Genomic DNA, 13,385 nt, shown 5'->3' on the forward strand with positions numbered 1-13,385 from the left:
GACGAATTTGACGGCTCTGCAATGGAGGGCGTATTATCACCGGCCCACGCATAGAGTAAACCTTCAGTAGCAATCAAGATTATGCCCAGCAATATTATCCGTAGAACTTTTGCTGCTGCAAGCCTCATCATTCACCTTTTCCTGAAATAAAGGAAACACTGGTCAAATTTCCCTACCAGGAACCTCTTGTTTACAACCAGTCTGACAAGGAAATGCCAATGCCGATTTTATTCACATACTGATTATAGTCGATCATGCTTTCTCCATAACCACTGAAATACTGGACATATCCCTTCAGGTAAGGATAATCCCAGAGCGGGAAGCTCCAGGACAGTTCTACCGCACCTTGCGAGAAACCTGACTCCAGGTTGTTGCGAGACATCACACTGAAAACATGCTCTTTCCATTTGTAAGCCGCCCGGAGCTCACCATGGCCAAGGTAGTCGGTAATGTCCGGATTATCGTCATCACCACTATCCTCAGGCAAGCGGTACCAGGGTTTAATCTCGAAGGCAAAATTCCCGCGTTCGAAAATAAAAGTAGCATACAGCCGGTTCCAGCTCCGGGAAAGAACACCGCCCTGCCCGTTTGATTGATGATCGATACCCAAATAGTTTTTTGTATTAGTAAAACCGAAGAACTCCCATTGCGGACTGAACTGCGCCCAGAGTTCAGGTTCATGGTTGGTTTCCCTGAATGGCCTGGAGACATCTCCATTATATAACTGCCAGAAAGAGCGGTTGGTGTAGGCACCATACACATCAACCGTATCAAACAGGTTCACCAGGAGCGGCACCTTGATACTCACCTGGAATTGCGCTTCGGTATCATCTGTATCGATAGCTGAGCTACCGTATTGCTCCCGGTAGGGATCGGAATTGTAGCCGACAGAGTTATAGGCCCCGAATAGGAGATAATTGGGCCTGTGAGCCATAATGGTAAACGGCTCCAGGACATGCTCCTTGTCTTTTCGGAAGCGCTCGGAAGCAACCCCAGACTCTTTCTCCTCAACCTGGTAGGTGCCGGCATGGACCTGCTCCTGGCACCTAAGACGCAGATCGCCGATCGTCATGGTGTCACTCACCTGATCCATCATGTCTGACATGCACTCCTTGAGATCATTCGCCATGCATGGTGCAGTGACAATCGGAGTCAAAACTATCAGACCGAACATCGTAAAAAGCTTTTTCATTTTGTCTCTCCCTCTTTCCAATGATTTGATTTCACCTGTTTGAGCAAGCGCTATAACGATCAAAACCTTCATTTATTCTTGTCATGAAATAATGCCTCCAAACCGGTCAACAGCATCGAAATAATATTCGGAAGTATTCCGTGCCACTGTAAATTCAACATCAGTCTTATCTTATCGGTTACTTTTTGTTAAGCCGCTCACCAACCTGACCAAGACTCCTCAGCCTGATGATGTAAAACACCAGACTTGCGGTGCTCTCCGATGCATGAGGGAACATTCAGTCTTGTCAGATAGTAGATGTTGAAAAATGTCGTTTTCAACCTGTTCTGTATCAGTATATGTGTTCCAACTGATCAGATTATCTGAACAATGTGCTATTTTTCAAAAATAAAGGGAGGCTGTGGAGCTCTGGAAGGGATGCCACAAGATTATCTCCTGCAATAACATCATGACCAACAATAAAAGCAGGATACATCGCGTATGGTATTCCCTTATTTTTATCTACATTTTTCCCCGCATACAAGATTCGTAGTAGTATCGATAGTTAGACTCACGATCCTGGCTGCCCCTCATGGAACCACTAAGTAATCCCAAACCACCGGCGATTGCTGCCCCTCGCCCAGCACCTTTCCCCCCATCAATTAAAGCGCCGAACAAAGCGCCTCCTGCCGCACCACGCAAACCACTCCCTAAAGTGCTTCGTCCAGGTTCACTTGTAGATTCGGCCTGGTTGCGGGCATACGTACTACAGCTTGCCGCCCTGTCTGCGTCAGACTCAGTATTTGCCGATGTTATCCCCCCCACCTGCAGACTGATCAAGACGGTAAAAACTGAAATGATTTTTTTCATCGATTTCTCCTTACTCTACTATTTCAAAGATTTGGTAAATGCCTCCATTATCGTCGCAGTGGGATTGGAAATGCAGTAATCTTTAACTCTGTCAGTCAATAAAAATGCTGCGTGAAGATCAACTGTATGATCGTTCTTTTTGCCAGCCAGGAAGCCGTGGTAAAATGCTAATCCGATCTCTCGATCATTGTTGTTTCCTCTCATTAATTCCTTACATGTCAGTTCACTAATATCGATCTTGCTCTCAAATATCGGCTTACTTGCCCAAACTGGCATAACCATGAACATTGTTGCACCGAGAACCAAAAGCGATACCATTTTGCCTGCTGTCATTTTCGTTTTCCTCCTGAAATAATGTTAATTCACTCTTCTTTCACTTTCTCTCGAAAGAGTCATAGGAATGTAAATACGCTACTAACTGACGTTCTGATTATATATAAATGCTAATTGCTGCCAAATTTCATTCAAACTTTAGCACATAACATTAAGAAGATAGCACTACTGACACGTCAACAATCTCTCTAATCATTACAATAAACATAGCACTAATTTGGAATGGTGCACATTGGCCTTAGGGCTAATAGGCAATGCTTTTTTCTATTGCTATTTAAGATTTACTCTTACCTGACTAGTGTCCATCCCGAAACTCTATATACCTGAAACTGTTATAAGAAAGTCGGATTTTGACTGCATTTCTATCGCATTAATGATAGTTTGACTTTACACAAGAAGTGTAAAAACAGTTAGATACATGCGATCAAAGTGACCTGGATGAAGCAAAAAACGAAATCGACAACGCAGCATATTTGAGGTTATCGGAAAACATCCCGGTCCAAAAGAGTTGGAACAGATGTCATTGGTGCTCGATGCCAACCCAGAGATAGAAGATCTGGCATTTGCTGACCTCACCAGAGGAAAGCGGACAGATACAGGCCGAAAGGGAATGACTGCCGAGCAAGTACTGTGCTGCTCCATCCTCAAGCATATCCATAACCTGACATATGACGATTTGGAGTACTGGCTGGCAGATTCAAACTCGTTGAGAGCTTTTACACGGCTTTCCCAAGGGCAATGTCCCGGCACCTCAACCTTGCAAAACAACATCAAGTCGCTCCGGGAAGAAACTTGGCTGGCTATACACCAATTCATTATCTCCTATGCCGACGAAAAGAAGTTGGAGAAAGATCGCAAAATCAGGTTGGATTCCACAGTCGTTATGTCCAATATCCATTCACCAAGCGACAAGAGCGTGTCACGGTATTTCTGACGATCCTCGACGGTGTATTGGCTCATTGGCTTATCACCGACTATCTCCATAAACCTCAGTAGATTCTTCTGCAGCCCAACGGCAATGTCCCATTCTCGTTTGCTGGTCTCTTCTTTGACATACAGTTCGATCAGCCGACTCATCATTATTTCATCCTGTTCCACCCGTGGGGGTGTAGAGGTAGCCACAGGCATGTTCGGCAGCAGCATAGTAGCCACAAGGTTATTTTTGCTGCTCATTGATGCCTGGAACAATTTCAGGCGTAGTTCTGCAAAATGTTTATCGGCAGCTGCAGCGTACTGCCGACTGAGCCGTATAGCGGATGCTCTATTATTGGTTCGGACAGATTTCTTCAGCTCAGTCCGTTTCAGGACGGACTGAAGCTCTTTTGGTATCCGCATCCTGAAGTAATAGACAGGATGAAGTCCTTTGCTCTGGAAACAGTATGACGATACTCGCATCTTCTAATCCTCCCGTGGGGGTGTTGAGAGAAAATGCGGTGTACAAGGAAAGGTACAAGGAGCGGCGATGATGGCAATGAGAGTTGTCCTGGAATTACCTTCTCATCTAACCAGTGGGGAGCCAAATGATTGACCTTTGGACCCTTAAAATGTAAAAATCCCGATAGGCAGTAACCTATCGGGATTTTAGTAAATCAAATGGTGCCGAGACCAGGAATCGAACCAGGGACACACGGATTTTCAGTCCGTTGCTCTACCGACTGAGCTATCTCGGCACCGCATTTGGAGAGGCTTATTTACACAGATTTCAGGCCTGTGTCAATAGATTTTCACAACTATTTATCATCAAAAGAGAGGTCACCCAGATCGAGGTCAAAATCAAGATCATCATCTAGATTCAGTCTATCAGAACTACTCTTTTTGTCTTTTTTCACCGGGGCTGCAGGAGCAGAATCGTCAAGGCTTAAATCTCCGAGATCAAACTCATCTTCCATGCCACCCTTTTGGGCAATAGGACCGGATGAGTCGGCAGGTGCTGCTGAGGCCGGAGCGTCATCCATATCACCAAGGTCAAGGTCCAGACTAAGGTCAAAATCATCACTTATATCTGCAGGTGCGGTTACTTCTTCCGCAGGAGGCTCGAGGTCAGACATATCACTCAGTTCATCAGGCAGGTCAAGGCTGAATTCCCCTGCGTCCTCCTCGGATGCCATTTCTTCCGATTCATCAAGGCCCGCGAAAGCATCTTCTTCCTCATCCATGCTACCTAAATCAAGAGTGATCTCACCTTCGTCGTCCTCTTCATCCTTAAAATCAATTTCAAAGCCCTCATCATCTCCGTCATCATCGAGATCAAGGGTCAATCCCCCCTCTTCCTCGACCTCAAACTCAATTTCTGTATCGGCGGATGTGTCCTCTTCCTCGTCTAGCAAAATATCCAGATCAGGATCCTGAATCTCGGTATCGTCAAGCCCTTCTCCGTCTGCAACAAAGGCATCCATTTCGTCCATAGCGACATCATCTTGATCCTGCACGTCAAATTTCAAAAAGGACGGAGCTGCCACATTATAAACAGCGCCCGGAAGGGCTTCAGAAGCACTTTTGATATTTTTATTGCACTTCAGGCAAGTTTCGAGGTAGTCGAAAGAAATGTAACCGCATTTTGGACAGCGCATGAGATGTATCCTTTTTTTGGTTCAACCGGGAGTTTGTTGTTTCAGCCTGCAAAAACCCGTCATGATTACGGGATCATCCATACTATCGCACATTTTAACGGTAATAATCAAGCAATATTCTTAACATCCATGCTATTTAGGTCAATTATGCCCTCTTTAAAAACCGGTTGGCAAATGGTTGTCTGCATGAGTATCCAGGCAATAAAAGGCAACACCCTAACAGCCCGGAATACGCTGCTACTCAACCCAGTCCATGCCGATGTCGCAGGATAGAGCAGAATGTGTAAGTGCCCCGATTGATATAATATCCACTCCGGTTTCAGCTATTTCCCGTACGGTTTCCAGCCGCACACCACCAGATGCCTCTACCAGGGCCTTACCGTTTATCATCTGTACTGCCCGGATCATGGTTTCAGTATCCATATTGTCGAGCATGATGATATCCACATTACAGGCAAGGCATTCTTCTACCTGCTTGAGGGTATCTGTTTCGACCTCGATCTTGATGGTATGGGGAATCTGTTCACGCGTACGGCGCACTGTCTCACCTATCGACCCACAGGCTGCTATATGGTTATCCTTTATTAACACACCGTCCGTGAGGTTGAAACGATGATTGGAACCACCACCAGCCCGAACAGCATACTTCTCGAACATACGCATACCGGGCGTGGTCTTTCTGGTATCGGTAACACGTACCCCTGTACCTTCAACGGCCTGTACAAACTTACCGGTCAGGGTCGCGATACCGCACAACCGCTGCAGCAGGTTGAGTGCAACCCGCTCACCCTTGAGCAGGTCTATTACCGGCCCCGCCACGGTCATCAGCAGGTCACCGGGTTGCAGTTGCGTCCCGTCTTCAACACAGTTGGTAATCGAAACCCTGGGATTCAGAACATGGAAGACTTCTCCGGCGACACGCCTTGCTCCGGCTGCAATACACTCTTCACGTGCAACCAGTGACGCACAGCCACTATCCGTATCTGAAAAGATTGATTCGCTGGTCAGGTCTCCCCTGCCGATATCTTCAGTCAGAAATTCCTGCAGTCTGCTGCGCAGAAGGTTTTTGTCCATTATCATCAGCGACTACCCGATCTTTCTCAATCGCTCTTCTGCCTCGCCAATCTTGGCAAGTTTGGCATCAAGCTGGTTTTTCTTATCCTGCTCCTTGGCAACAACCGCCTCGGGGGCATTTGCAAGGAATTTTTGATTCTTTAGCTTCCCGTTTACCTGTTTGAGCTTGGCCTCAACCTTTTTACGCTCCCGGCCAAGTTTCTCCAGCTCTGCGGTCACATCAACCAACCCTTTAAGAGGCACGAATATCTCGATGTCATTATAGATATAGGTGCCCGCATCATCAGGTTTATCACCAAATTCCTGAACGGTGAGTCCGCTCAATCTGGTCATATCTGAAATGGCGGCACGAAACCGGGAAATCAGTTCACGGCTGACTTCATCCGGGCAATTGACAAACGCCTCAATCTTATTGGAAGGATGCACTTCCGCCTCTGAACGAATGTTCCGGATACCGGTGATAATCCCCATCAACAGGACCATCTGCTGTTCGGCTTCCTCGTCTTTCCAGGTCTCATTCATTTCCGGAAACGGTGAGATCATGAGCGGCTTTCGCTCACCAGGAAGTACACTCCAGATCTCTTCTGTTACAAACGGTGTGACCGGATGGATCAACTTCAGGATCGTTTCGAGTACGGTCAGCAAAACACCTTTAGCCTGCTCCTGCAGCTGGGGGTCATCACTGAACAGGTCAGCCTTGATCCACTCCAGGTACCAGTCGCAGAATTCCCCCCAGATAAACTGGTAATTGGCAGAAGCTACTTCGTTAAAGTGGTACTCATCCAGGCCAGACCGTACCGCTTCAATCGTCGCCGCTGTTCTGCTTAAAATCCAGCGGTGAACAAGCGGCAAGGCTTTGGGATTATGCGCAACTGAGGTAATGGATGGCTCACTATCACTCACATGCATGAGGGCAAAGCGTGCGGCATTCCATAGTTTATTGATAAAATGGCGATACCCTTCAATGCGGTCTTCATCCAGTTTTATTTCACGCCCCTGGGCTGCAAACGCAGTCAGAGTGAAGCGCATCGCATCCGTCCCGTACTGGTCCATAACTTCCAGGGGATCGATAACGTTGCCGGTCGACTTGGACATCTTCTTACCATGTTTATCCCGCACCAGGGCGTGCAGATACACATCCTTAAAAGGCACTTCACCCATAAAATGAATGCCCATCATCATCATCCGGGCAACCCAGAAAAAGAGGATATCAAAGCTGGTGATCAGTACAGATGTAGGATAGTAGGCCTGCAGATCCTTTGTGTTTTCCGGCCAGCCCATGGTGGAGAACGGCCAGAGCGCAGAGGAGAACCAGGTATCGAGCACATCGCTCTCACGGATCAGTTTGCCGGACGCGCATTTCGGGCAACTTTCCGGATCAAACGACTCGACAATCAACTCACCGCACTCCTCACAGGTCCAGGCCGGAATCCGGTGCCCCCACCATATCTGGCGCGAAATACACCAGTCGCGGATATTGTCCATCCAGCTGTAGAAGGTGTTGTACCAGGTTTTGGGGTAGATGTTTATCTGGCCATCCCTTACGGCCTCAACCGCTTTATCGGCCAGGGGGCGGACAGAAACAAACCATTGCAGGGAAGTAGTCGGTTCGATTACGGTCTTACATCGGTAACAATGCCCCACCGCGTGATCGTAATCCTCAATTTCCACCAGAAAGCCCTGCTCTTTCAAGTCCTCAACAATCTGTTTACGGCAGGCAAACCGATCAAGTCCTTGATATTTACCGGCGTTCTCATTCATCACGCCCTTGTCATCCATCACTTTCAGCAACGGTAGGTCGTGACGTAGTCCGATCTCATAGTCATCACGGTCATGGGACGGGGTGACCTTGAGGGCGCCGGTTCCGAAATCCATCTGTACATGGTGGTCGAACACCACAGGTACAACCCTGTCGACCAATGGCAGCCGGATACCGGATTCGGCCAGATGGTTGTATCTCTCGTCATCCGGATGCACCGCCACCGCGGTATCTCCCAACATTGTTTCCGGTCGGGTCGTGGCGATCACCACAGAACCGGAACCGTCAGCAAAGGGATAACGGAGATGATACAGTTTACCCTTGGTGTCCTCATGTTCTACCTCGTCGTCGGCCAGAGCCGTATGACAACGCGGGCACCAGTTTACGATATAATCACCTTTATAAATCAGCCCTTCCTTGTAAAGCCGGACAAAGACCTCACGAACCGCTGAGGACAAACCTTCATCCATAGTGAACCGTTCCCGGTCCCAGTCGCACGAAGCCCCAAGTTTTCGGAGCTGATTGATGATGGTGCCGCCCTTTTCACGACGCCATTCCCACACCTTATCGATAAATGCATCCCGGCCCAGGTCGTGCCGTCCCTTGCCCTCCGTTGCCAACTGGCGCTCAACCACATTCTGGGTCGCAATACCGGCGTGATCTGTTCCCGGCACCCAGAGGGTCGAGTCACCGCACATCCGGTGATAGCGTACCAGGATATCTTGCAGGGTGTTGTTCAAGGCATGCCCCACATGCAGGACACCGGTCACATTGGGTGGCGGTATAACCACGGAAAACGATGGGTTCCCTTCCGTGTAGGTAGCGGAAAAGCAATCCTGCTCCTGCCATTTTTCCAGCCACTTGGATTCGACTTCCGAGAACTGATACCCTTTACTCAACAGATGTTCTTCTTTTTGTGCCATAACCGGTGATAATGTTTGTACCTATATTTATGTGGATTCCAGCCGGCTATAAGCCGACCGGCGATATTCGAACCGACACTACCTGCGAAACAGGTTAAGTTCAATACTTTTTCTGTCCGGCCACCCCATCTGCCCGCTTTTCAGCGGTAACTCCAAGGCTTGGGCAGAAAAAGATGCTCATAAAGATTGAGGGCATATCTGTCGGTCATGCCGGCGATAAAATCACAAACCAACCGATGTGCGGTGACCTCATCTTCCCAATGCTCTGGCCGTCCCTCTCTCATCCAGTCTTTACCATGCCGCCGCACCAGACCGTTTTCCATCAGATACTCGTAAAGATCCCGGATTATTCGCTGAGCCTTTTCGAACTCATTGTGCACTCTATAAAAACGGTACACATTATTGTATAGAAAAGAGCGCAGACCAGAAATGGCCTCCAGCATTCTCTCACTCACGTGAAGATACCCGTCATCCGCCTGCAGGGTCTCGACAATGAGATCGCGAACCATGTTGCCGATCCGCTTGGAATGTTTTGCACCGACAATATTCTTGATATCACCAGGCAAGTCCTCCTCCCGCAGGATTCCGGCCCGCAGAGCATCATCAAGATCGTGGTTAACATAAGCGATGATATCGGCTAGCCGTACGACCTGACCTTCGAAGGTAATGGCCAATTGCGATTCGTCCCGCGGCAGGATCTCGGAGTTGCCCTTTGAATGCCGGAGGATACCGTTACGGACCTCCAGGGTAAGATTGAGCCCCCGACCATCATTTTCCAACCTGTCCACAACTCTTAGACTGTGAACATAATGCCGAAACCCACTGGGATGCAGTTCGTTTAACGTCGCCTCTCCCGCATGCCCGAACGGAGTATGGCCCAGATCGTGACCAAGGGCAATAGCCTCGGTAAGTGGTTCGTTGAGGCAGAGCGCCGCGCTGATAGTACGTGCTATCTGTGAAACCTCAAGAACATGGGTTAAACGGGTTCGGTAATGGTCGCCTGTGGGAGCGAGAAATACCTGGGTTTTATGTTTGAGACGGCGAAACGTCTTGGAATGGGTGATACGATCCCGATCCTTTTGAAAAGGAAGCCGAATATCGGAAACCACCTCTTCCTCCTCAACCATCCGCCCTTTTGAATCCTTACTGAGTGTTGCATAGGGAGAGAGGAAATTTGTTTCCCGCTCTTCAAGCTGGCTCTTTATCGAGGTCCCTATGACTGGTAAAAATCCCATACCGGCCCTTACTCCGTTGTCACCGTTCCTTCTGGCTCGTGTTTTTCGTCCTTTTGCAGTTATTTCAAAACATCCAACAAGTTGTTTACACTCGACACCGACAGAGTGCAAGCAGGAAAAGCGATTTTCGACATCAAAACCGATGCATAACCCCCCGGAACATGATACTTTTCTTCGAGCACTCCTCTATAAACAAGATCCCGGAAGCCCAAAACCCATGATTCAATGGAGCTTGCATGGACAGCAGAAACACACGCAAACTTATATATATAATCATCTTCATACTCGTCGCATTGCGTTTTTACACCACCCATGGACCGACAGCGATAACGGATAACCCGGCTTATGACAACAGCGAGATAACCAGGGCATATTCAGAACGGCTTGAAAACATCCAGGTGAACGGCAGCGGAACCGTAATCAAACTGTTGCCGGATGACCTGAAAGGGTCACGGCACCAGAAAATTATCGTGCGCATCAGCCCAGACCACACTATCCTTATTGCCCACAATATCGACCTGGCTCCGCGGCTTGACACTCTAAAAGAGGGAGACACCATCCGTTTCAGCGGGGAGTACGAATACAACTCCAGGGGAGGGGTGGTCCACTGGACCCATCACGACCCCAAAGGTCACCATGCGGATGGCTGGATCATCCATGACAATACGACCTATAAATAATATTCACGTCACCCTACTTGACACCTCTGCCCGGGATTACAATCTTTGCTTCAGGTTGTTTTTTCATGTTGTTTCAATCAACTATTAAAGGAGCTATCCATGGCAACAATCACCCTGAAAGGAAACGAGATTTCAACAGTCGGCGAACTACCTGCAAAAGGAAGCAACGCTGCGGCTTTCAGCCTTGTTGCAACCGACCTGAGCGAGAAAAGCCTGGCGGATTTTAGCGGCAAGTATGTTGTTCTTAACGTCTTTCCCAGCATCGATACACCTGTCTGCGCGGCATCCGTACGTAAATTTAACGAGGTTGCCGGAAAGCGTGAAGACACAGTGGTATTCTGCATATCTGCAGATCTGCCCTTTGCCCACAACCGCTTTTGCGAGGTGGATGGATTGAAAGACGTTATTCCACTGTCGACCTTTCGAAACAGTGATTTCGGTTCAGATTACGGCCTGACTATCACAACCGGCCCTCTCGCCGGGCTTTTATCAAGGGCCATTATCATTGTTAATCCCGATGGAAAGGTGATTTATACCGAGCAGGTTCCGGAAATTGCCCAGGAACCGGATTACGACGCAGCACTCGCAGCGTTCTGATACACTTATTGTTGCTCCGTCTGCACTGTACCTTCCTGGCAATCAGAGAGAGTGGTACGGTGCAGATATGTTTTTGACTGCCAAGAAATAAGCGCCCCCGCCTTTGGCTTCATTTCGTCCGTTGAGTGTACTAAAAGCCCCACGTTCCTGAAAGAAAGACCAGCTGTCGACCTCATGTTAATCCACTCTTGGCTTGTCGCTCTTTTGAAATAATCGTTGTCAAGCGGTGGAAGTTGCTATAATACGTTCCCATGAAACTGAAAATTGCTATCAACGGATATGGGCGGATAGGCCAGAGCGTCTTGCGCGCATTATACACGGGACGGTTCCGCCCCCTGTTCGAGGTTGTGGCCATCAATGAGCTGGCTGATATCGACACCCTCACCTACCTGACCCGTTATGACACAACGCATGGCCGCTTCCCCCTGAGTGTTCGCCAGGACGGTAATAATCTTTATATTGGGGAGGACTGCATACGAGTGCTCCGGTGTGCCGAACCCAAGGACCTTCCCTGGAACGAGCTGGGGGTGGATCTGCTGTTTGAATGTTCAGGTTCCTTCAACGATCGCGCCACAGCTCACAAGCATCTTGAGGCAGGAGCAAAAAAAATCCTGATATCACATCCTGCTAACAAAGAGATGGACGCCACTATCGTCTATGGAGTGAACGACCATCTGCTCAAACCTGACTTGAGAATCGTCTCAAATGCGAGTTGTACGACAAATTGCATCATCCCGGTTATCAACCTGCTGGAGAGAAATCTTGGTATAGACCACGGCCTTATTACCACCATCCATTCGGCCATGAACGACCAGCCTGTCATAGACAGTTACCACAACACGAACCTGCGCCTGACCCGTAGTGCCCTCCATTCGATTATCCCCGTGGATACCGGTCTGGCAAGAGGTATCGAGCGTATTATGCCTGAGATGACCGGGAAATTTGAGTGTCTGCACATGCGCGTCCCCACCATCAACGTCTCATTGATGGATCTCTCTGTTTCTGTCAAAACAGATACGGATATCGAACAGATCAACCGTATCATGCACGAAGCCTCCAAAGGAGAACTCAAGGATCTGCTCGGTTATACCAGGGAGCCTCTTGCTTCAGTCGATTTCAATACCGATCCTCGCTCCGGCATCGTCGACGGCACCCAGACCAGGGTGAGCGGGACAAGACTGGTGAAAATCGTCTGCTGGTTCGATAACGAATGGGGCTTTGCCAACAGGATGCTCGATGTCGGCTATAACTGGCTGAGCTTAACCGATCATCAGACTCTAAAGACACAAGTCCGGAACGCGGAATAACACAACATACATCATGGCCAACAAAAAAACCCGCCAGCTGGTAGTAGATAGTCACGTCCACATTCACAACCTGAACAACCTGGTTCACATTCTCGACGCAACCCTCACCTCTTTTGACAAGGCCGTGCAGGTCCATAAAACCGACAAAGACTTCTCCGGCGTTCTCTGCCTGACCGAACCGGCGGGACGCGATAACTTCACACGCCTCAAGAATCAACTGGATAAATCGGTTGCAACAGGTGAATTGTGTCGGTTAAATAATAGCTGGCACCTCGATTCGACCGCCGAGGACCTGACCATTGCCGCATGCCATGAGAGTGGCACAGTCATCTACCTGCTGGCGGGCCAACAGATCGTTACCAGGGAAAAACTTGAAGTTCTCTCACTTTCTGCACCGCAAACGGTTCAGGATCGTATGAGCCTCACCGCAACCATCGAGGCAATTGAAGAACTGGGAGGATTTGCAATCCTGCCCTGGGGCGTCGGTAAATGGCTTTTTGGCAGGGGAAAGATCGTCTCAGACTGCATTAAGGAGAAAAGGGGAAATAGAATTGCAATCGGCGACAACGGTGGTCGACCGGCCTTCTGGAAAAGTGTCGTCCAGTTTGATCTTGCCAAACTCCACGACCTGCCCTTGCTGCACGGCTCAGATCCCTTGCGAGTCAGTGAACTGAGGCGGACTGCAGGCAGCAGAGCGGATATACTTGTGCTTGATTTTGACAGGGACCGCCCTGCTCAGTCACTTCTCAACGCGTTACGGGAAAATACCTGCGAGAGGATAGCAATTGGCGCCCCTGAAACATTTATGCACTTCATCCGGGATCAGATTGCCCTCCGGCTTAGCTGATTTCCATTGCGTACAGACA

The 13,385-nt window shown here is 48.8% G+C and carries 13 protein-coding genes and 1 tRNA gene; 5 read left to right on the forward strand and 9 right to left on the reverse strand.

Annotated features, from left to right (window positions below):
* Window positions 1–190: 190 nt before the first annotated feature.
* The 3 genes from GA520_RS16945 to GA520_RS16955 form a co-directional block, all read right to left on the reverse strand.
* The gene (locus tag GA520_RS16945; RefSeq protein WP_163337608.1) at window positions 191–1,192 is read right to left on the reverse strand and encodes a phospholipase A; all 1,002 of its coding nucleotides are present in this window, start codon (window positions 1,190–1,192) and stop codon (window positions 191–193) included.
* A gap of 501 nt (window positions 1,193–1,693) precedes the next feature.
* Window positions 1,694–2,041, reverse strand: coding sequence for a hypothetical protein (locus GA520_RS16950; protein ID WP_163337609.1), 348 nt, complete (start codon window positions 2,039–2,041; stop codon window positions 1,694–1,696).
* Window positions 2,042–2,059: 18 nt separating this feature from the next.
* Window positions 2,060–2,374: an HdeA/HdeB family chaperone gene (locus tag GA520_RS16955; RefSeq protein WP_163337610.1), complete on the reverse strand. Its 315-nt coding sequence runs from the start codon at window positions 2,372–2,374 to the stop codon at window positions 2,060–2,062.
* Between the two features lie 610 nt (window positions 2,375–2,984).
* On the opposite strand from GA520_RS16955, the gene GA520_RS27220 reads away from it, so the two are divergent.
* Entirely contained in the window at window positions 2,985–3,308 is a 324-nt protein-coding gene (locus tag GA520_RS27220; protein WP_370362803.1) for a hypothetical protein, read from the forward strand.
* Here GA520_RS27220 and GA520_RS16960 read toward each other — a convergent pair.
* From GA520_RS16960 to GA520_RS16985, 6 genes are all read right to left on the reverse strand, one after another.
* On the reverse strand, window positions 3,197–3,769 hold the full coding sequence (locus GA520_RS16960) for a DUF6538 domain-containing protein (RefSeq protein WP_163337612.1): 573 nt from the start codon (window positions 3,767–3,769) through the stop codon (window positions 3,197–3,199). The genes GA520_RS27220 and GA520_RS16960 overlap by 112 nt on opposite strands.
* Before the next feature lie 199 nt (window positions 3,770–3,968).
* Window positions 3,969–4,044 (reverse strand) — tRNA-Phe (locus tag GA520_RS16965).
* A 60-nt stretch (window positions 4,045–4,104) separates the two neighbouring features.
* Window positions 4,105–4,944 (reverse strand): hypothetical protein, encoded by an 840-nt coding sequence (locus GA520_RS16970; RefSeq protein ID WP_163337613.1) that lies wholly within the window; start codon window positions 4,942–4,944, stop codon window positions 4,105–4,107.
* A gap of 237 nt (window positions 4,945–5,181) precedes the next feature.
* Window positions 5,182–6,018 (reverse strand): carboxylating nicotinate-nucleotide diphosphorylase, encoded by an 837-nt coding sequence (nadC, locus tag GA520_RS16975; RefSeq protein WP_163337614.1) that lies wholly within the window; start codon window positions 6,016–6,018, stop codon window positions 5,182–5,184.
* Window positions 6,019–6,030: 12 nt separating this feature from the next.
* Window positions 6,031–8,700 (reverse strand): valine--tRNA ligase, encoded by a 2,670-nt coding sequence (locus GA520_RS16980; RefSeq protein WP_163337615.1) that lies wholly within the window; start codon window positions 8,698–8,700, stop codon window positions 6,031–6,033.
* A 140-nt stretch (window positions 8,701–8,840) separates the two neighbouring features.
* Window positions 8,841–9,935 (reverse strand): deoxyguanosinetriphosphate triphosphohydrolase, encoded by a 1,095-nt coding sequence (locus GA520_RS16985; RefSeq protein ID WP_163337616.1) that lies wholly within the window; start codon window positions 9,933–9,935, stop codon window positions 8,841–8,843.
* Between the two features lie 236 nt (window positions 9,936–10,171).
* On the opposite strand from GA520_RS16985, the gene GA520_RS16990 reads away from it, so the two are divergent.
* The 4 genes from GA520_RS16990 (at window position 10,172) to GA520_RS17005 (ending at window position 13,366) form a co-directional block, all read left to right on the forward strand.
* Complete coding sequence (locus GA520_RS16990) at window positions 10,172–10,615, forward strand: DUF3465 domain-containing protein (RefSeq protein WP_163337617.1); 444 nt, start codon at window positions 10,172–10,174, stop codon at window positions 10,613–10,615.
* 99 nt (window positions 10,616–10,714) lie between these two features.
* Window positions 10,715–11,212 (forward strand): thiol peroxidase, encoded by a 498-nt coding sequence (tpx, locus tag GA520_RS16995; RefSeq protein WP_163337618.1) that lies wholly within the window; start codon window positions 10,715–10,717, stop codon window positions 11,210–11,212.
* A 251-nt stretch (window positions 11,213–11,463) separates the two neighbouring features.
* Window positions 11,464–12,519, forward strand: coding sequence for a type I glyceraldehyde-3-phosphate dehydrogenase (locus GA520_RS17000; protein ID WP_163337619.1), 1,056 nt, complete (start codon window positions 11,464–11,466; stop codon window positions 12,517–12,519).
* 13 nt (window positions 12,520–12,532) lie between these two features.
* Complete coding sequence (locus tag GA520_RS17005; RefSeq protein ID WP_163337620.1) at window positions 12,533–13,366, forward strand: hypothetical protein; 834 nt, start codon at window positions 12,533–12,535, stop codon at window positions 13,364–13,366.
* Window positions 13,367–13,385 lie beyond the last annotated feature (19 nt).

Source organism: Desulfopila sp. IMCC35008 (assembly GCF_010646885.2).
Taxonomy (GTDB): domain Bacteria; phylum Desulfobacterota; class Desulfobulbia; order Desulfobulbales; family Desulfocapsaceae; genus Desulfopila.